Source organism: Lysinibacillus sp. NPDC093712 (assembly GCF_050280025.1).
Taxonomy (GTDB): domain Bacteria; phylum Bacillota; class Bacilli; order Bacillales_A; family Planococcaceae; genus Lysinibacillus.
Genome location: NZ_JBNNUU010000002.1, coordinates 590,775 through 608,941, shown reverse-complemented (window position 1 = coordinate 608,941; position 18,167 = coordinate 590,775). Strand labels below are relative to the sequence as shown.

The window sequence follows — 18,167 nt, the reverse complement described above, 5'->3', positions numbered from 1 at the left end:
TTGCACATCTCCTTATTTCTGAAAGCGAGGTGCTGGTCATGAGTTCATTTGATCAAACGATGAAATTTAATTTTCCAGAAGAATCAATGGAACAGGAAGTCAAGCAGGTAATGTTGAAAGTACATTCTTCATTAGAGGAAAAGGGATATAATCCTATCAATCAGATTGTCGGTTACTTACTTTCTGGTGATCCGGCGTATATTCCTCGCCATCAGGATGCTCGTAATTTAATTCGCAAGCTAGAGCGTGACGAAATTCTAGAAGAGCTTGTTAAATTTTATATCAAAAAGAATAACGAGGGCTAGAAATGAGAATTATGGGATTGGACGTTGGGTCGAAAACAGTAGGTGTTGCAATTAGCGACGCACTTGGCTGGACGGCCCAAGGTATTGAAACCGTAAAAATTGATGAAGCAAATGGCGAATTCGGCATCGACCGTATTGCTGAGCTAGTGAAGGAATATACTATCACTGAATTTGTTGTAGGATTCCCGAAAAACATGAATAATACGGTAGGACCGCGTGGTGAAGCTTCTGAAAACTATAAAAAGTTATTAGAAGATACATTTTCGCTGCCGGTTAAACTTTGGGATGAGCGTTTAACGACGATGGCTGCCGAGCGCATGCTAATCGAAGCGGACGTAAGTCGCAAAAAACGCAAGCAAGTCATTGATAAAATGGCGGCTGTGATGATTTTACAAGGCTATTTAGATAGCAAAAACTAATTAATGAGGTGGCAAACATGGCACACGAGCATAACCATGAAGAAGAATTACATGTACAACACATTACAGTGATTGACGAAAACGGAAACGAGCAGCTTTGCGAAGTGATTCACGTACACGAGTCTCCTGAGTTCGGCAAATCTTACGTATTTTACTCAATGGTAGGCGCTGAAGAAGATGAAGATGGCTCTGTAGAAATCTTCGTATCTTCATTTGTACCATCTGAAAACGGTGAAGATGGCGAATTAACACCGATTGAAACAGAAGCAGAGTGGGACATGGTAGAAGACGTTTTAAACGCTTTAGAGGACGAAGACGAAGAATAATTGTTTTCTTTTTAGAGTGTAAGGAACAAGGATGGCACAAGCGGTCCTTGTTCTTTTTTTACGCCATCAACTTGTTGTTCCGAAGAAGTGGTAGTAATGATAGCGCACATAGAAACTAAGACAATAAGTAATCATTGTAAGGAGGAATAAAAATGAACGAGGAAACACAAGAATTCATAATAATAGGTGACAATGGCAAAGAGCAAACATGCCGTGTTGTTTTTACATTCGATGCAGAGGAAAAATCGTATGTACTGTTTTCCCTAATTGATGAAAACGGGCAGGAAATTCCGGGTGATATTTCAGCTATGACATTCGATTATGATGATAACAGCGGAGAAATGACCAATTTACAACCTGTGGAAACAGAAGCAGAATGGGAAATGATTAATGAAGTTGTATTAACGCTTCTTGATGAATTCCAAGAAGAGCCACAGCTTATTACGGTAACGAATGAGGATGATACGGATCAAGTGTGCGAGGTGATTCATACATTCGCCTCAGACCAATTTGGTAAATCTTACGTGCTTTATGTAGCTGTCTCAGATGAGCCAATGGAGGAGCGAGATATTTTCGCTGCGCAGTATGTACCTGGAGCAGATGGATCGATTGAGGATTTATTACCAATCGAAACGGATGAAGAATGGGAATTTGTAGAAGATGTTTTAAATGAATTATAATGAAAAAACATACTCGAAGTCGTACTTCGAGTATGTTTTTTTTTTTTGTGCCAGGCACTCAAACAATTAACTAGCCAACTACGGCTTACGCCGTGCGCTATCGGCGATACTGGAGTTTTATTAGCGATTAGTGTTTCGGTTTATAACACAGTTACGGAATTCGAAGTGGATTTTTACGATTTAGAAGGCTAGATAGTATACAACGATAGGTCAAATAGAAAATTTCTATATGAGCCTTAAAAGTATTCTATCTGATGATGACTATTTTGTATTTTAGAGAAAAAACAGCTATTTAAGTACGTAAAATAGGGAAAATGCTTTGTAGGAACTTGTCTATTTAAAGATAAGTGGAAAAAATAAGAAAAAAAGACATTGACCAATTATTAGTAAACAGATAAGATTTGTTGTAATAAAAATAGAAAATTTCAAATACTTTATTTTTAAAGAGACCAATTCAATTGCACATGAAATTCTCTGTTTTTATTGCTTATAAAACCAAGTAAATTAATAAATTAAGGAGGATATGATGTGAAAAAAATATGGTTATTGCTTATCAGCACATTATTTATTGTATTAGCAGGCTGTACAGATTCAGGTCAGGCAAAAAAAGAGGAAACAGTGACATTAAAAGTAGGAGCAGCGAGTGTGCCACATGCGGAAATTTTAGAGTATTTAGCAGATGATCTTGCAAAAGAAGGTGTCAAACTAAATATTTCAATATTAAAAGATGCTGTACAAACCAATCAACAAACGGCAGATGGTGAACTTGATTTCAATTATTTTCAGCATATCCCTTTTTTAGAACAGACGAACAAAGAAAGTAATTTAGATTTAGTAAGTGTCAAAGGAATTCATATAGAGCCATTTGGTGTTTATTCAAAAACAATTAACGATATTAAAGATTTACCACAAAATGCAAAAGTAGCTGTACCAAATGACGTTGTCAATTTTTCGCGTGCATTATTATTGTTTAAAAATAATAACCTTATCGAATTAGACGATGCGAAGAAAAATGATTACACAGTTGAGGATATTACAAAAAATGAAAAGAACATTCAATTTATCGGTGTCGATTCATTGCTGTTAGTTCGCTCCTTAGATGATGTGGATGCATCTGCTATCAATACGAACTATGCTTTAGAAGGTGGCTATAACCCACATGAGGATGCACTCATTATTGAAGGATCAGATTCTCCTTATGTCAATATTATCGCAACGACAAAAGAAAAACAGGAAGATGCTGCTATCCAAAAAGTTGTGAAATGGCTGACTAGTGAAAAGGCTTGTAAGTTTTTTGAAGACCAATATAAGGGAGCTGTCGTTCCGGTATTTTAGTTTTTAAAGTGAATTTTATTAGGTCGAACTTAAGTGAACAGGGGGTAAGTGGATGATTGAATTTATTGAGACGACGAAGGAATTCCATGTTGGGCAATCTACTGTAAAGGCGTTAAATCACATTAATTTGACTATTCAAAAGGGTGATATTTTTGGCGTAATTGGGTTTAGCGGAGCTGGAAAAAGTACTTTAATTCGGACTGTGAATTTATTAGAGGAGCCGACATCTGGCCAAGTACTTGTAAATGGGAAAAATTTAACAAAATTAAGCAAAAGACAATTACGTGAGGAAAAGAAAAATATCGGTATGATTTTTCAACACTTTAATCTTCTCCATTCAAAAACGGTTTTCGATAATGTGGCGATGCCGTTAGTGTTAAGTGGAGCTAAAAAATCGAAAATAGCAGTGCAAGTTCAAGAGGTCTTAACTTTTGTCGGCTTAGAAGATAAGGCACACCGTTATATTGATGAATTATCAGGTGGACAAAAGCAACGAGTAGGTATTGCAAGAGCACTAATAACAAAGCCAACGATTCTATTATGTGATGAGGCGACGTCTGCTCTTGATCCGCAAACGACAAAATCAATATTAGTATTACTAAAGCGTGTCAATATTGAGTATGGCATTACGATTTTAATGATTACACATGAAATGGAAGTCATTCGTGATATTTGTAATCGAGTAGCAGTAATGGAAAATGGAAAAATTATTGAAGAAGACAATATACTACACATTTTTTCTGCACCGAAGGAAGAAACGACGAAAAACTTTGTGCAATCGGTTGTGCGAAACGAAATTCCTCAATCTATTTACGACCAACTGAAGGTAATCGATGGAACGAAGCGTATTTATAATATCAAGTTTATCGGGGTGGATGTTGGCCAACCCGTTGTATCACAAGTAGCTAAAAAATTCGCTGTTGATGTTAATGTTTTATTCGGCAATATTACGGAGCTTCAAGGCATTCCATTCGGACATTTAATTGTAGAGCTAGTTGGTACAGCAACTGAAATTCAGAAGGCATTTTTATATATTCAACGCAAAAATATTCATATTGAGGAGGTCGTTGCACATGAAGGTGAGCACGCAAATTATTATCGACGCAGTGCTGGATACGCTGTACATGGTTAGTATTTCATTATTTTTTGGCGCTATTTTAGGGTTTATATTAGGTGTTGTTTTAGTTGTTACACGAAAAGGGCACATTCTTGAAAGTAAAATCATCTTCTCAGTTGTAAATCCGATTGTAAATACATTTCGATCCATTCCGTTCATTATTTTATTAGTTGCCATCATTCCATTTACACGTTTACTTGTTGGAACAGCTATTGGTACAACAGCTGCTATCGTTCCACTGGTCTTGCATATTGGACCATATATTTCAAGATTAATTGAAAATTCTCTTCTTGAAGTAGATGAAGGCATTATTGAAGCTGCCAAAGCAATGGGGGCATCTCCATTTCAAATTATTCATAAGTTTTTACTTCCTGAAGCCTTCCCATCATTAATATTAAGTGTTACGACAGCAACAATTGGACTGATCGGTGCAACGGCAATGGCAGGTGCAGTAGGTGGAGGCGGTCTTGGGGATGTAGCCATTACTTACGGCTATCAACGTTTTGATAATGTTACCATTTTAGTAACAGTTGTTATTTTAGTAATACTTGTTCAAATTATCCAGAGTATCGGCAATACCATAGAAAGAAAGTTACGAAGAGTAGCATAAAGGAGAGCTTGCCATGAAGAAAATACATTATCTAATAGGACTCATTTCATTATTATTTTTACTTGTAGCATGTTCAAAATCAGAAGGAAAAGATGTTGTGAAGGTCGGCATTCGTAGTTCGGAAATAAAGACGTGGGAATATATGAAAGAGCAAGCTGCGAAGGAAGATATACAATTAGAACTTGTGACATTTTCGGCACAATATGATCCCAATCAAGCATTGGCTGAGGGAGAAGTTGATATCAATGCCTTTCAGCACGTAGCTTACTTAAATTTGTTTAATACGAATAACGATACAGATTTACAGGCGATTGGTACAACGATTATGGCGCCTATCGGTCTTTATTCGAACAAATACAATCGAATAGAAGATATAAAAGATGGTGCTAAAATTGCTGTGCCAAATGATCCTTCCAACTGGGGTCGAGCATTGTTACTTCTGCAAGAATATGACCTGTTAACGGTCACGGATAATTTTGATGGCAGTGGTGGAGAAGACCGAATAAAAGATAACCCTAAAAATTTAACGATTGTGCCTGTGGATGGAGCGACGACTCCTCGTGTAATGGAAGACACTGATTTTGCGGTTATTAATAACGGGGTAGCTGTCGAAGCAGGCTTACTTTTAAAGGACGCCATTATTCATGAAAATGAAACAGCGAAGCCTTTTATCAATGTCATTGTGGCAAAGCCCGAAGACAAGGACAAGGACATATTGAAAGCAATTGTTGAAATATATCAGCGTAAAGAAACGGCAGATTTTGTCTCTGAGGTTTCCAAGGGTAACTATATTCCTGTCAAGATGTCAATGGATGAATTAGCAACATGGAAAGCATTTTATTCATATTAAAAGGAGAGATGATGAAAAATGACAGAGAAAAAACAATTGAAGCTTGCTTTATATTTAATTGGGGCAGGAATGCATGTTGCGGCATGGAAGCATCCTTTAGCGCAGGTCGATGCAAGCATCGATATAAAGGCTTTACAGAGAGCAGCACAGCTTGCCGAAAAAGGGAAGTTTGACATTGCCTTCGTTGCTGATAGCTTAGCAATCAATCACGAATCCCACCCACATATTTTAAATCGTTTTGACCCTTTAATCCAAATTACAGCGCTGGCAGCGGCTACGTCAAAAATAGGCCTTGGTGCAACAGCCTCGACTACTTATAGTGAGCCGTATGTGTTAGCAAGACAATTAATGTCCATCGATCATATAAGTAATGGACGTGTCGCATGGAACTTAGTAACAACGGCAGATGCAACAGGTCAAACTGCTCTAAACTTTAGTCGTGATAAACATTGGGAGCACGATCATCGCTATGAGCGTGCGGAAGAATTTATTGACGTTGTACAGTCGTTATGGGATTCGTGGGAGGATGACGCATTTGTCTATGATCGCGAAAACAATATTTTTTATGACCAACAAAAAGTACATGAAACAGCATTCAAAGGTAAATATTTATCTGTTAAGGGTCCGTTAAACATTGCGCGTTCCATACAAGGGCAGCCTGTCATTGTGGAGGCAGGTGCATCTAAGCCAGGGCAAAAATTAGCTGCACGGACAGCTGAAGTTGTTTTTGTGCACTGGGATGATATCGAAAAATCAAAGGTGCATTATCGCGATTTAAAGGCACAGCTAGTGCCTTTTGGTCGCACTGAGGACGAACTGCTTGTTTTTCAAGGCATATCTCCAATTGTTGGTGAAACAGAAGAAGAGGCAATACGTAAATATAATGAGTTACAATCCTTGGTAGATCCGTATGAGAGCTTAAAGTTTGTTTCAGGTTATATGGGCAATGTTGATTTTTCGAAGTATTCGCTTGATACACCTGCGATTGAAGTTGATTTTCCAGTCGTTAACAGTATACAAAGTCATTTTTATGAGCAATTAGAAATTATCAAAAAAGAAAATTTAAAAGTCGGCGATTTATATGCCCGTCTTTTTGGTCCAGCAAGACGTGATGCTTTTGTTGGAACAGCTGTGCAAATTGCTGATGAGATGGAACGTTGGTTAACGGAAAAGGCAGCGGATGGATTTATGCTTCAATTCCCGTTGTTACCGCGTGATTTAGAAAGCTTTGTGGAAAAAGTGGTACCAATTTTGCAGGAACGTGGAATCTATCGTGAAGATTATACGGGGTCAACATTACGTGAGCATTTAGGGTTGAAAAAACCACAAAATCGCTTTGTCAAAAGTAAGGTGAGCCATTGATGAGTGATGTATTTATTCGCAATGAGCGAGAGCAACAGCTTGTTCAATATGCGCGCAAACTTGCTGAACAAATTGAAGAAACTGCTGCTGTTTATGATGAAAGTGGTGCGTTTCCGTTCGAACATTTTAAAATTTTAGAGGATGCAGGTTATTTCCGATTGACTGTACCTAAGAAATACGGTGGTGATGAAATCACTCTCTATGAAATGCTTTTAGTGCAAGAACAGCTTGCTAAAGGAGATGGGTCAACTGCTTTAGCTGTTGGTTGGCACTTGTTAACCTTTTTAAATGTCCGAGAGGCGAAGGCGTGGCCAGAGCATGTATTTGCAGAATTGAGTCGTAAGGCGGTAGAGGAAGGATCTCTATTAAATATTATTAATAGCGAACGGGGAAAGGGCAATATTTCACGTGGAAGTATGCCAGGAACGACAGCTAAAAAGGTTTCGGGTGGGTATATTATTTCTGGTGAAAAGGCGTTTGCTTCATTAGCTCCAATTTTAAAGCAATTTACTATTATCGCCTATGTAGAAGATGAAAATCTAACTGCTGAGTTTCTCATTGAGAAAAATGAACAAGTAGAAGTTGTTAATACATGGGATACCATGGGCATGCGCGCGACAGGCAGTCATGATATTATATTTCATGACACCTTTGTACAGGATGACGCATTATTATATCGTCATCGTCCGAATGAAGTAAATCGGTTTTTAGCAGATGGGCGGGTTTATTCGTTAGAAATTCCTGCTGTATATTTAGGGATTGCAGGAGCAGCTAGGGATTATGTAATCGAGTTTGCGAAAAATACGTATTCCTATAGTTTGGAAAATACGATTGCCCATGCTAGTCATGTGCAACAAAAGATTGGGGAAATAGAGGTGTTGTATCAAACAGCACGACGAACACTTTATAGCATTGCTGCACAAGTAGAACAGCATCCGGCATTGAAGGAGCAACTAGCGTCTGATGTTAGTATAGCTAAGTATGTTATTTGCCATCATGCCATTGACATTGTGACAAAGGCGATGCAAATCGTTGGTGGTCGCAGTTTGTCGAAATCTAATAAATTGCAACGTCTATTTCGAGACGTCCAATGTAGCCGCTTTAATCCACCAGCTGATGATGTGGTCATTTCCCAGTTAGCACAAGGCTTGTTAGTAAAAGAAAAGCAAGGAGCCTTGCAATTATAAAGTATCAAATCTGCTAAAGAATGTGTTAGCAGATTTTTTTATGTGTGCAATTTCACCTGATTTGTCCATTTCTGTTTGTCGTAAAAGTTGATTTCTAGTATGATATTGAATAGTGATAGGGGGGAAACCCGTGGATAACGGTTCTAAAAAACAAGAAATGTTTTCAAAAATGCAGGAAAAAAAGACTGAGGTAAAAATTGTGAGAAAAATAGTAGCTATTATAGCCATTACATTTGTATTAGTATTTGGGATTATCGGTTTGATGGGTTACAACTACGTAAAAAGTGCTTTAAAACCGGTAGATCCGGATGCAACAAAAACAATTGCTGTTGAAGTACCAATTGGTTCAAGTTTAAGCTCGATTTCGGCTTTACTAGAGAAAAAGGGCATTATTAAAGATGCAAAAGTTTTTAAATACTATGCAAAATTTAAAAATGAATCCCAATTCCAAGCAGGGAATTATGATTTAACACAATCCATGACATTGGACGAGCTAATTGAGAGCTTAAAAACAGGGAAGGTGTATCGTGAGCCTGTCTTTACGATGACGATTCCAGAAGGTTTAACACTTGATCAGATAGGAAAAATCGTTGAAAAGAAAACGCCTTATACACAAAAAGAGTTTATGGATTTAGTGACAAGTGAAGCATTTGTTCAAAAAATGATGGCTAACTATCCAGAGCTTATTACAGATGCGGTATTAGCAGACAATATTCGCTATGATTTAGAAGGTTATTTATACCCTGCAACATATTCATATTTTGAAGAGAAACCTTCGTTAGAAGCAATCGCTGAAGAAATGATCGGTGCTATGAATAATGTTGTGAAAAATTACAGTGAAGTTCTAGTAGAAAAACAAATGTCAGTACATCAACTACTAACTTTTGCCTCATTATTAGAGGAAGAAGCAACAGCACAAACCGATCGTGAAACGATTGCAAGTGTATTCTATAATCGTATTGAGGAAGGCATGCCTCTACAAACTGACCCAACTGTTTTATATGCACTTGGCTCACATAAAGACCGCGTTTTATATGAAGATTTAGAAGTAGAAAATGCTTATAATACTTACAAAAATAAAGGGTTGCCGCCAGGTCCAATTGCTGGTGCTGGAAAAACTTCGATTGAAGCCGCGTTAAATCCGAGCAAAACAGATTATTTCTATTTCCTAGCAGATAAAGAAGGTGTCAACCACTTCTCGAAAACTTATGATGAACATTTGCAAAAGGTAGAAAAATATTTACGTCAAGCAGAGTAGTTTCTAGTAAGTAAAAACGAATATAGCGCAATAAAATGAATAGAAGGAAAGAAAAATAGCTTTCCTTCTATTTTCGTGCTATTATAAATTGTGATTTTTAATCAATTAATACGTGGTGGCAATTGTTTCGTGCATATAGACAAACAATTGCTCATTTTTGTATGGCAAAGTACCAAGACATCACGTTTGGTCTTTTTCTTTTTGTAGCAAAGTGATGATGAAGTTTGGACAACGGGAATGTGCTCGTTTCCTTTTAAATGAGGGTGAATTTTATAATGGAATTATCGGATGCATATATACAATCATTTATTCAACCACGTAATGAGTTGCTTTTAGAAATGGAAGCATATGCGGAAGAAAATCATGTACCGATTATGCAACTAGCTGGGATAGATGCGCTAAATCAGTTGCTTCGTATTCAAAATCCGTCAAAAATATTAGAAATTGGCACGGCGATTGGTTACTCAGCAATCCGTATGGCAGACGCTTTGCCAAATGTGCATATTGTGACGATTGAACGCGATGAAGAGCGTGTAGCTCGAGCGAGAGATTATATTGCACGTTCGTCTGTTTCAAACCGTATTACGGTCATTGAGGGAGATGCCTTAGAGGTAGACGATGAGGCAATTCATACAACTTTCGATGCGATTTTTATTGATGCAGCGAAGGGACAATATCAACGGTTTTTCGAAAAATATGCCCCACTTGTAAAATCAGGAGGAGTCTTGTATATCGATAATATGTATATGCACGGATTGTCGGATTTGGACTTAAAGGACGTGCCACGTCGCAAGCGGACAATGATTCGAAATTTAAAAAATTTCACCGATTGGATTATGCACCATCCTGACTATACAAGTGCATTTTTGCCAGTCGGGGATGGCTTATTATTATGTTTGAAGAGGTGACGACTATGAAAAAACCTGAATTGCTTGTCACACCGCAATCAGTGGACCATGTAAAAGCACTTTTAACAGCTGGAGCAGATGCTTTTGTCATTGGAGAACAACAATTTGGTCTTCGTCTTGCAGGAGAATTCTCTGTGAGCGAAGTGGAAGAAGCAACGAAGCTAATTCACGAAGCAGGCAAAAAGGTTTATGTTGCAGTGAATGCGCTATTTCATAACGAAAAACTAGATGCACTAGGTGAATACTTAAAAGAAATGCAACGTATAGGTGTAGATCGCTTAATTTACGGCGACCCTGCTGTTATTATTGTGCGTCGTGAGCAAGGTGTTACTATTCCGTTACATTGGAATCCTGAAACAACAGCGACAAACTGGTTTACTGCAAATTATTGGGGTAAACGTGGCGCAACAAGAGCTGTTCTTGCACGTGAGCTTTCGCTAGATGAAGTACTAGAAATTAAGGAAAATGCGGAAGTAGAAGTTGAAGTACAAGTGCACGGTATGACTTGTATGTTCCAATCAAAACGTCCTTTACTAGGTCATTATTTCCAATATCAGGATAAAGTAATGGCGATAGAAAATCATCAGGAAAACCGTAATATGTTCCTACACGATGATGAACGTAACAATAAATATCCAATTTATGAGGATAACAACGGTACGCATATTTTCAGTCCAAACGATATGTGCATTATCGATGAGCTTGGCGAATTATTTGAAGCAGGCATCGATGCATTCAAAATCGAAGGTGTTTTACACTCGCCAGAATATGTTGTCACAGTAACGGAAGCATATCGTCAAGCAATTGACACATATTTTGACGAATCTGAGGACGCATATGACGATATTAAAGATGATTTACTGGCTAAAATTGAAGATATCCAGCCTGCTATTCGACCACTCGATACTGGCTTTATCTTCAAAGAAACAGTGTACTAGGAGGTGGCAAGAATATGGCATTGGCATTAGAACAAAATGACAAAATTCGTGAAGTTGTTAACGGCAAGCGCGTCATTACAAAAAAACCTGAACTACTTGCCCCTGCAGGTAGCTTAGAAAAACTAAAAGTAGCTGTTCATTATGGTGCAGACGCAGTATTTATTGGCGGTCGTGAATTCGGTCTTCGTTCAAACGCAGATAATTTTTCTATCGATGATATGCGTGAAGGTGTAGATTTCGCTAATCAATACGGAGCAAAAATTTACGTAACAACAAATATTTTCGCTCATAACGAAAATATGGATGGTTTAGAGCAGTACTTGAAGGATATTGAATCTGCAGGAGTGACCGGCATTATTGTAGCCGACCCACTAATTATCGAAACATGTCGTACTGCTGCGCCGAAGCTTGAAATTCATCTTTCTACACAACAATCACTATCCAATTGGAAAGCTGTGCAGTACTGGAAAGAAGAAGGCTTACATCGTGTAGTGTTAGCTCGTGAAGTTGGCGGCGAAGAGATGAAGCTAATGAAAGAAAAAGTTGATATCGAAATTGAAGCATTCGTTCATGGGGCGATGTGTATCGCATATTCGGGTCGTTGTGTACTATCAAATCATATGACAGCGCGAGACTCCAATCGTGGTGGCTGCTGCCAATCTTGTCGTTGGGACTATGACCTATACGAGCTAGAAGACGGTGAGGAAAAAGCACTTTTCGATGATAACCATGCACCATTTGCGATGAGTCCGAAAGATTTAAAGTTAATTGAAGCGATTCCGCATATGATTGAGCTTGGTATTGATTCATTAAAAGTAGAAGGTCGTATGAAATCAATTCACTATGTGGCTACAGTTGTTTCTGTGTATCGTAAAGTGATTGATGCTTACTGTGCCGATCCAGATAATTTTAAAATTAAACGTGAATGGCTAGAAGAGTTAGATAAATGTGCAAACCGTGATACAGCTGAGGCATTTTTCCATGATGCACCAGGACACGAAGAGCAAATGTTTGGTGTTCATGGCCGTAAAACAACATACGAATTTGCGGGACTTATTTTAAATCATGATCCAGAGACGAAAATCGTTACAATGCAACAACGTAACTATTTTAAACCCGGTGATGAAGTTGAATTTTTCGGTCCAGAAATCGAAAACTTCAGCATTACGATGGGAGAGATCTGGGATGAGGACGGCAATAGCTTAGATGCGGCACGTCATCCATTACAAATTGTTAAATTTAAATGTGATACGTTGCTTCAACCGCATAACATGATGCGAAAGGAGAATAATTAATGGCAATAAAGCGTCCAGTTGTCATCGGAATCGCTGGTGGTTCATGCTCAGGTAAAACGAGTGTGACACGTGCTATTTATGATGTTTTCCGTGAGCATTCTGTTGTTGTAATTGAGCAAGACTATTACTACAAAGATCAAAGTCATTTAACATTTGAAGAACGTTTAGGAACGAATTATGACCATCCTCTAGCGTTTGATAATGATTTATTAATTGATCATATTAAAAGTTTATTAAAGCGTCAGTCTATCGAGAAGCCTGTATATGACTATGTACAGCATACACGTGCCAATGAAGTTATCCATGTTGAGCCAGTAGATGTTATTATACTAGAAGGAATTTTAGTATTAGAGGATGCGGACTTACGTAGTTTAATGGACATAAAATTGTTTGTAGATACGGATTCAGATTTACGTATTATTCGTCGTATTCTCCGAGACATTAAAGAGCGTGGACGTACAACGGATTCCGTTATAGAGCAGTATTTATCTGCGGTGCGCCCAATGCATAATATGTTCATTGAACCAACTAAACGTTATGCTGATATTATTATTCCCGAAGGTGGGGAAAATGGAGTAGCAATTGATTTAATGGTAACGAAAATTAAAACTATTCTTGAAACTGACAACGTATTGTAATAAGATAGAGTGGTATTGACAATATTTACATGAATTTCAAAGCATATTTTTGTAACGCATGCATACTATTAGGTCAAAGCGTATTTTGAAATGAGATTAAAAATAATAAAATTCGATTAAATGCACTTTCTAAAGCATTTGGTCGAGTTTTATGTTTTTATATTGATGAAATAAGGAGTGAAGTACTTTGTCAAATGAAAAACAGTACCCAATGACAGCAGAGGGTAAACGAAAATTAGAAGAAGAATTAGTGAAATTAGAAACAGAAACACGTAAAGAAATCGTTGAGCGTATTAAAATCGCACGCGACTTCGGTGACCTTTCTGAAAACGCTGAGTACGATTCAGCAAAAGAAGAACAAGCCTTTTTAGAGGGCCGCATTTCTACATTAAAATCAATGATTCGTAACGCAGTTATTATTTCTGAAGACGAAACAGACAACAGTGTAGTTTCACTTGGGAAAACGGTTACATTCGTTGAAATTATTAACGGTAAGCCATCTTCTGATAAAGAATCTTATACAATCGTAGGTTCAGCAGAGGCAGATCCAATGGAATTCAGAATCTCGAACGAATCACCAATTGCAAAAGGCTTACTTGGAAAAGCAGAAGGTGAAGAAGTAGTTGTACAAACACCTGGTGGCGAAATGAAAGTGAAAATTATTTCAATTAAATAATCACTGATGTACAAGCAGTTAGCTTTTCTTTCTAAGAGAAGCTAGCTGTTTTTATTTTGCAAGCGCTGTGGAACTTGATAGAATATTGGCTAGAGAGGGGGAGACTTCATGAGTGAACGAAAAACACGAAGCAGTCGTCATTTGCAGCCATCTCGCAATAAAAAGCTAGATAAAATGTTGAATGTTTTAATTGGTATTGTCATTATACTGATTGTTATAACGGCAACGTATGTGTTTAAATGGCAGGATGACGAACAAGAAACAGTTAAAGAGGACCCAGTACAGGAGCAAAAGAACGATGAAGGTGAGAAAGAACCTCTGAAAGAGGAAGACGTCTCTGGGAAAGAAGAACAGTCTAAAGACGAAGAACAGCCTAAAGAGGAAGAACAACAGCCAGAACAAAATACGGCTGAGGAAACGACGTCAGACGATCCGATTGTTGATCGTGTTGTGACAGATAAAAACTGGAAAGCAACGCCTACAACGCAAACAGGAGTGCATGTATCGTCGTATGATGATCAATCTGTCGATTGGGCAGAGAAAATCGCTACGATTACAGCTGTTACAGGTATTACAAATGATAATATGATTGTTTGGCGTTTACAAAATAATGGTGGTGCGAATAAAGCAATTGCAACAGTTTCTACGAAAGATAAGAGTGAAAAGTATCGTGTCAGTATGGAATGGATCGATAACGAAGGCTGGCTACCAGTGAAGCTAGAACAGTTGAATACATTAGAAGGTGCCTATTGACGAAAGTTGTTGTTTTGATTATTTTTAAAGATGGTCAAAGAAATACGGATTCGTTCTTAGCTTTAATGAAAGTGGAACAATCGGTTAGAGAAGTGTCTAGCGAACATTTTCGATTTTGATTGGATAAAGTTCATCAAAATGCAGATGCCGACTAGGCATAGACAGAATTAGAGTTGAATAGTAGAAGGGAAGTATTGGATTCATGAAAATCGCAGTTATCGGTGCAATGGAAGAAGAAGTAGAACTGCTACGGGCATCTTTAGAGGATGCTAAAAGTACAACAATTGCTGGCAGTGAGTATACAACAGGGACTTATGAAGGAAAAGAAGTAGTATTATTAAAAAGCGGTATTGGTAAAGTCAATGCAGCAATGTCTACAACAATTTTATTGCATGAATTCAAGCCAGATGTAGTAATTAATACGGGTTCTGCTGGGGGCTACGATGAGGCACTTGAAGTAGGAGCAGTTGTTATTTCTGATGAAGTACGCCATCATGATGTTGATGTGACAATCTTCGGTTATGAAATTGGTCAAATGGCAGGAATGCCTGCTGCTTTCCAATCGGATGCAAAGCTCATGAAAGTAGCTGAAGAAGCTGTAAAAGCAGTAGGTGAACACCAATACGGTATTGGCCTAATTTGCTCAGGTGATGCTTTTATGAATGATCCTGTAAGGGTAGAAGCAGTTCGTCAGCATTTTCCACAAATGAAAGCTGTTGAAATGGAAGCGGCAGCTGTTGCACAAGTGTGCTATCAATTCGGTATACCATTCGTTGTCATTCGTGCTTTATCGGATATTGCTGGAAAAGAATCGAACATCAGCTTTGATGAGTTCCTACCAGTAGCTGCTAAACACTCTACACAAATTGTATTAAAGGCAATTTCGTCTCTATAAATCTACACGAAATAGACAAAATGAACAGTTTAATAGTGAGAAAAATCACAGTCGTAATGAGTCTTCAATGCTACAATGGCATTAATTAATTCTTTTCATAGTTAGATGGGAGGTATTCATTATGCTATTTTTGACAGCAGGTGTCGTCATCATTACGATGTTAATCGGCACGCTTATTTCGGCCGACCTTACTGAAACGACTCATTAAAACTTTATAGAAAGCTCCTTTGTGGCTGTTAAGCCTAAAGGAGCTTTTTATATGGAACAAGTAACTGCTAAATCAAAATAAGCTCTTCAATGTAATTTTTGAAAACAAGTGGGTAATATTCTTGATTGAATTTTTATGAATAACACATTACAATAAATTACTCAATAGACTTTTGATCTCTTTTGTAAAATTGATAGAGTTTAATGAGTGCTCGCTTTTCTATGCGAGATACATAACTACGAGAAATGCTCAAGCGGGCAGCAATTTCTTTTTGGGTAAGCGCGTCGTGTTGATTTAATCCATAGCGGAGTGTGACAATTTCAAGCTCTCGTTCATCAAGCATATGCAAATAATGATACAACTGAGCGACATGCTCTTTATGTTCTAATTTTTCTGTCGCACTTTCTTCATCACATTGTAGTAAATCGCGAATTTGCAGTGCGTTTCCATCTTTGTCTGTACCGATTGGTTCAAACAGGGATACATCCTTTTGTACTTTTTTCTGTGTTCGTAAGTGCATTAAAATTTCATTTTCAATACAGCGCGCTGCGTACGTAGCAAGGCGCGTCTTTTTATCAGGGGTATAGCTTTCAACGGCTTTCATTAGACCGATTGTACCGATGGAAATATAGTCATCAAGTTGCTCGTGCTTTGGATGGAATTTTTTTACGACATGTGCAACAAGTCGCATATTGCGCTCGATTAAATCAAGACGCGCTTGCTCATCTCCACCTAAAAATCGTTCAATACAAGCAGCTTCCTCTTCTTTAGAAAAGGGTTTATGGAATGTTTGCCCTTTTAAATAACCGAATAACGCAGGAATTTCAAACCATAACTGCAACATAGAAGTAAAAATTCCGCTCATTGAATGATTTCATCCTTTCCCCATTTTTCGACAGTATATGTTAAGAAAAGGCGTTCAATGAAAAAAAGTGCAACAGCAAATGCGCTGTTACACTTTTTTTAACGTAAATGTACTAATCATTAGTAAAGCTAAAATGGGAAGTAGGAAAAGATAAAAAGCTGGGTGGAACGTATTAGACGCAAAATACGTTAATGTTAATAGCGTACCAGCCGCTGTAATCGGTAGTCCTGTGAAATAACCGTTTGCTTCACTAATATTGAAGCGAGCTAATCGCATCGCACCGCAGACGATATAAAGAACGGTCATCATCATGCCCGCGAAACCAAAATCAACTAGGACAACTTCATACATTAATAATGCAGGGGCTACACCAAATGATATAATATCACTCATAGAATCTAATTGCTTACCTAACTCGGATACCTGTCCGAGTGCACGTGCCACTTTCCCATCATAGCGATCGAGAAGAGCAGCAATAAAGATAAACAAGACACTATAGCTATAATATTCATGTAAAGTGGCCATTATGGCCGCGCCACCAAAGGACATATTACTAATTGTTATGAAGTTTGCTGCGTGCGATTTCATTTTCTTAACCGTCGTATCCACCAACTTGTGATAAAAAAACAAGGCGGATCACTCCTTTGCACTTAAGATATTGTACCATTATACTTCGGATGCGAAAAAATTGACAGTCTAATTTAATCGATAGGGGTTTTGCTTTATGAAAGAGAAACTTTACCAACGCTTAATAGAATTAACGAATGGCAAACAATCTTCCCAGCTTTTACAAACTATTGCTAAAGCGAAGTGGAGTAAGCGAATAATTCCAAGCTATATGAAAATATACGATATTAACCTTAAAGAAGTTTCAAAAAAACAACAACAATTTTCAAGTTTACATGATTTTTTTACAAGGGAACTTTTAACGGATGCACGACCAATCGATCAAAGTCCTTTCGTTTATACGAGTCCCGTAGATGCAAAAGTCGAATCATTTGGGCGCATTGAATGGGATATGACTTTCCTTGTGAAAGGCAAGCCTTATTCCTTACAGGATTTACTAGGTAATAAAGATCGCGCTGCACAATATGCCGATGGACATTATATAGTATTTTATTTAAGTCCCGCTGATTATCATCGAATCCATAGCCCGATTGATGGCACTGTGTTAAGACAATATACACTTGGACAAACGTCTTTCCCTGTCAATCAGCTTGGCCTCACATATGGTAAAAAACCAATTTCTCATAACTATCGTCTTGTAACGGAGTTAAAAGTAGCAAATGGCCAGCAAATAGCATTTATTAAAGTTGGTGCTACTTTTGTCAACTCCATTGTGCTGACAAATACAACAGTACATTGGGAAAAAGGTGAGGAAGTCGGTTATTTTTCATTTGGTTCGACAGTGGTCATGCTATTTGAAAAAGATACTATTACATTTACGGACAATGTTGTACAAGGAAGTCCAATTCGCATGGGTGAAGCCTTTGCAAATATGCTATAATGGTCGAATAATACGTTTAGATTAGGGGTCGCTAT

The 18,167-nt window shown here is 37.8% G+C and carries 21 protein-coding genes; 19 read left to right on the top strand and 2 right to left on the bottom strand.

The window, feature by feature from the left end; genetic code table 11:
- Positions 1-38 precede the first annotated feature (38 nt).
- The 18 genes from ACQKNX_RS10545 (at position 39) to mtnN (ending at position 15,552) form a co-directional block, all read left to right on the top strand.
- Complete coding sequence (locus ACQKNX_RS10545) at positions 39-305, top strand: IreB family regulatory phosphoprotein (RefSeq protein ID WP_024363117.1); 267 nt, start codon at positions 39-41, stop codon at positions 303-305.
- Positions 306-307: 2 nt separating this feature from the next.
- The gene (gene ruvX, locus ACQKNX_RS10540; RefSeq protein WP_340823504.1) at positions 308-724 is read left to right on the top strand and encodes a Holliday junction resolvase RuvX; all 417 of its coding nucleotides are present in this window, start codon (positions 308-310) and stop codon (positions 722-724) included.
- Between the two features lie 17 nt (positions 725-741).
- Positions 742-1,050: a DUF1292 domain-containing protein gene (locus ACQKNX_RS10535; RefSeq protein ID WP_024363115.1), complete on the top strand. Its 309-nt coding sequence runs from the start codon at positions 742-744 to the stop codon at positions 1,048-1,050.
- Positions 1,051-1,202: 152 nt separating this feature from the next.
- The gene (locus ACQKNX_RS10530; protein WP_427428831.1) at positions 1,203-1,730 is read left to right on the top strand and encodes a DUF1292 domain-containing protein; all 528 of its coding nucleotides are present in this window, start codon (positions 1,203-1,205) and stop codon (positions 1,728-1,730) included.
- A gap of 528 nt (positions 1,731-2,258) precedes the next feature.
- Positions 2,259-3,065: a MetQ/NlpA family ABC transporter substrate-binding protein gene (locus ACQKNX_RS10525; protein WP_427428830.1), complete on the top strand. Its 807-nt coding sequence runs from the start codon at positions 2,259-2,261 to the stop codon at positions 3,063-3,065.
- Positions 3,066-3,117: 52 nt separating this feature from the next.
- A complete protein-coding gene (locus ACQKNX_RS10520) occupies positions 3,118-4,197 on the top strand; it encodes a methionine ABC transporter ATP-binding protein (protein WP_427428829.1) in 1,080 nt (359 codons plus the stop codon).
- A complete protein-coding gene (locus ACQKNX_RS10515) occupies positions 4,139-4,792 on the top strand; it encodes a methionine ABC transporter permease (RefSeq protein WP_427428828.1) in 654 nt (217 codons plus the stop codon). Before ACQKNX_RS10520 ends, ACQKNX_RS10515 begins: the two co-directional genes overlap by 59 nt.
- 13 nt (positions 4,793-4,805) lie before the next feature.
- Complete coding sequence (locus tag ACQKNX_RS10510; protein ID WP_427428827.1) at positions 4,806-5,642, top strand: MetQ/NlpA family ABC transporter substrate-binding protein; 837 nt, start codon at positions 4,806-4,808, stop codon at positions 5,640-5,642.
- An 18-nt stretch (positions 5,643-5,660) separates the two neighbouring features.
- Positions 5,661-7,004 carry an LLM class flavin-dependent oxidoreductase gene (locus ACQKNX_RS10505; protein ID WP_427428826.1) on the top strand — a complete coding sequence of 448 codons (1,344 nt, stop codon included), beginning with the start codon at positions 5,661-5,663 and terminating at the stop codon, positions 7,002-7,004.
- The gene (locus tag ACQKNX_RS10500) at positions 7,004-8,191 is read left to right on the top strand and encodes an acyl-CoA dehydrogenase family protein (RefSeq protein WP_427428825.1); all 1,188 of its coding nucleotides are present in this window, start codon (positions 7,004-7,006) and stop codon (positions 8,189-8,191) included. Before ACQKNX_RS10505 ends, ACQKNX_RS10500 begins: the two co-directional genes overlap by 1 nt.
- A 130-nt stretch (positions 8,192-8,321) precedes the next feature.
- Positions 8,322-9,449 (top strand): endolytic transglycosylase MltG, encoded by a 1,128-nt coding sequence (gene mltG, locus ACQKNX_RS10495; protein ID WP_340823518.1) that lies wholly within the window; start codon positions 8,322-8,324, stop codon positions 9,447-9,449.
- A 275-nt stretch (positions 9,450-9,724) separates the two neighbouring features.
- Positions 9,725-10,357 (top strand): O-methyltransferase, encoded by a 633-nt coding sequence (locus ACQKNX_RS10490; protein WP_427428824.1) that lies wholly within the window; start codon positions 9,725-9,727, stop codon positions 10,355-10,357.
- Positions 10,358-10,362: 5 nt separating this feature from the next.
- Positions 10,363-11,295 (top strand): peptidase U32 family protein, encoded by a 933-nt coding sequence (locus ACQKNX_RS10485; protein ID WP_427428823.1) that lies wholly within the window; start codon positions 10,363-10,365, stop codon positions 11,293-11,295.
- Positions 11,296-11,309: 14 nt separating this feature from the next.
- Entirely contained in the window at positions 11,310-12,590 is a 1,281-nt protein-coding gene (locus ACQKNX_RS10480) for a peptidase U32 family protein (protein ID WP_427428822.1), read from the top strand.
- On the top strand, positions 12,590-13,228 hold the full coding sequence (gene udk / locus ACQKNX_RS10475) for a uridine kinase (protein ID WP_427428821.1): 639 nt from the start codon (positions 12,590-12,592) through the stop codon (positions 13,226-13,228). Before ACQKNX_RS10480 ends, udk begins: the two co-directional genes overlap by 1 nt.
- A gap of 187 nt (positions 13,229-13,415) precedes the next feature.
- Complete coding sequence (greA, locus tag ACQKNX_RS10470; protein WP_340823525.1) at positions 13,416-13,904, top strand: transcription elongation factor GreA; 489 nt, start codon at positions 13,416-13,418, stop codon at positions 13,902-13,904.
- 108 nt (positions 13,905-14,012) lie between these two features.
- Positions 14,013-14,657, top strand: coding sequence for a YrrS family protein (locus ACQKNX_RS10465; protein ID WP_427428820.1), 645 nt, complete (start codon positions 14,013-14,015; stop codon positions 14,655-14,657).
- A gap of 202 nt (positions 14,658-14,859) precedes the next feature.
- A complete protein-coding gene (gene mtnN, locus ACQKNX_RS10460) occupies positions 14,860-15,552 on the top strand; it encodes a 5'-methylthioadenosine/S-adenosylhomocysteine nucleosidase (RefSeq protein ID WP_340823528.1) in 693 nt (230 codons plus the stop codon).
- A 365-nt stretch (positions 15,553-15,917) separates the two neighbouring features.
- Here the strand turns inward: mtnN and sigK are convergent, their stop codons facing one another.
- On the bottom strand, positions 15,918-16,625 hold the full coding sequence (sigK, locus tag ACQKNX_RS10455) for an RNA polymerase sporulation sigma factor SigK (protein WP_340823529.1): 708 nt from the start codon (positions 16,623-16,625) through the stop codon (positions 15,918-15,920).
- An 87-nt stretch (positions 16,626-16,712) separates the two neighbouring features.
- Complete coding sequence (pssA, locus tag ACQKNX_RS10450; protein WP_173477657.1) at positions 16,713-17,213, bottom strand: CDP-diacylglycerol--serine O-phosphatidyltransferase; 501 nt, start codon at positions 17,211-17,213, stop codon at positions 16,713-16,715.
- 136 nt (positions 17,214-17,349) lie between these two features.
- Here pssA and ACQKNX_RS10445 point away from each other — a divergent pair, with 136 nt between their 5' ends.
- Entirely contained in the window at positions 17,350-18,132 is a 783-nt protein-coding gene (locus ACQKNX_RS10445; protein ID WP_427428819.1) for a phosphatidylserine decarboxylase, read from the top strand.
- The last annotated feature ends 35 nt before the right edge of the window (positions 18,133-18,167 follow it).

Coding starts and splice junctions, on each gene's coding strand:
- ACQKNX_RS10545 (WP_024363117.1), top strand. CDS start 39: ATGAGTTCATTTGATCAAACGATGAAATTTAATTTTCCAGAAGAATCA.
- ruvX (WP_340823504.1), top strand. CDS start 308: ATGAGAATTATGGGATTGGACGTTGGGTCGAAAACAGTAGGTGTTGCA.
- ACQKNX_RS10535 (WP_024363115.1), top strand. CDS start 742: ATGGCACACGAGCATAACCATGAAGAAGAATTACATGTACAACACATT.
- ACQKNX_RS10530 (WP_427428831.1), top strand. CDS start 1,203: ATGAACGAGGAAACACAAGAATTCATAATAATAGGTGACAATGGCAAA.
- ACQKNX_RS10520 (WP_427428829.1), top strand. CDS start 3,118: ATGATTGAATTTATTGAGACGACGAAGGAATTCCATGTTGGGCAATCT.
- ACQKNX_RS10515 (WP_427428828.1), top strand. CDS start 4,139: ATGAAGGTGAGCACGCAAATTATTATCGACGCAGTGCTGGATACGCTG.
- ACQKNX_RS10510 (WP_427428827.1), top strand. CDS start 4,806: ATGAAGAAAATACATTATCTAATAGGACTCATTTCATTATTATTTTTA.
- ACQKNX_RS10505 (WP_427428826.1), top strand. CDS start 5,661: ATGACAGAGAAAAAACAATTGAAGCTTGCTTTATATTTAATTGGGGCA.
- ACQKNX_RS10500 (WP_427428825.1), top strand. CDS start 7,004: ATGAGTGATGTATTTATTCGCAATGAGCGAGAGCAACAGCTTGTTCAA.
- ACQKNX_RS10490 (WP_427428824.1), top strand. CDS start 9,725: ATGGAATTATCGGATGCATATATACAATCATTTATTCAACCACGTAAT.
- ACQKNX_RS10485 (WP_427428823.1), top strand. CDS start 10,363: ATGAAAAAACCTGAATTGCTTGTCACACCGCAATCAGTGGACCATGTA.
- ACQKNX_RS10480 (WP_427428822.1), top strand. CDS start 11,310: ATGGCATTGGCATTAGAACAAAATGACAAAATTCGTGAAGTTGTTAAC.
- udk (WP_427428821.1), top strand. CDS start 12,590: ATGGCAATAAAGCGTCCAGTTGTCATCGGAATCGCTGGTGGTTCATGC.
- ACQKNX_RS10465 (WP_427428820.1), top strand. CDS start 14,013: ATGAGTGAACGAAAAACACGAAGCAGTCGTCATTTGCAGCCATCTCGC.
- mtnN (WP_340823528.1), top strand. CDS start 14,860: ATGAAAATCGCAGTTATCGGTGCAATGGAAGAAGAAGTAGAACTGCTA.
- sigK (WP_340823529.1), bottom strand. CDS start 16,625: ATGAGCGGAATTTTTACTTCTATGTTGCAGTTATGGTTTGAAATTCCT.
- pssA (WP_173477657.1), bottom strand. CDS start 17,213: ATGAAATCGCACGCAGCAAACTTCATAACAATTAGTAATATGTCCTTT.
- ACQKNX_RS10445 (WP_427428819.1), top strand. CDS start 17,350: ATGAAAGAGAAACTTTACCAACGCTTAATAGAATTAACGAATGGCAAA.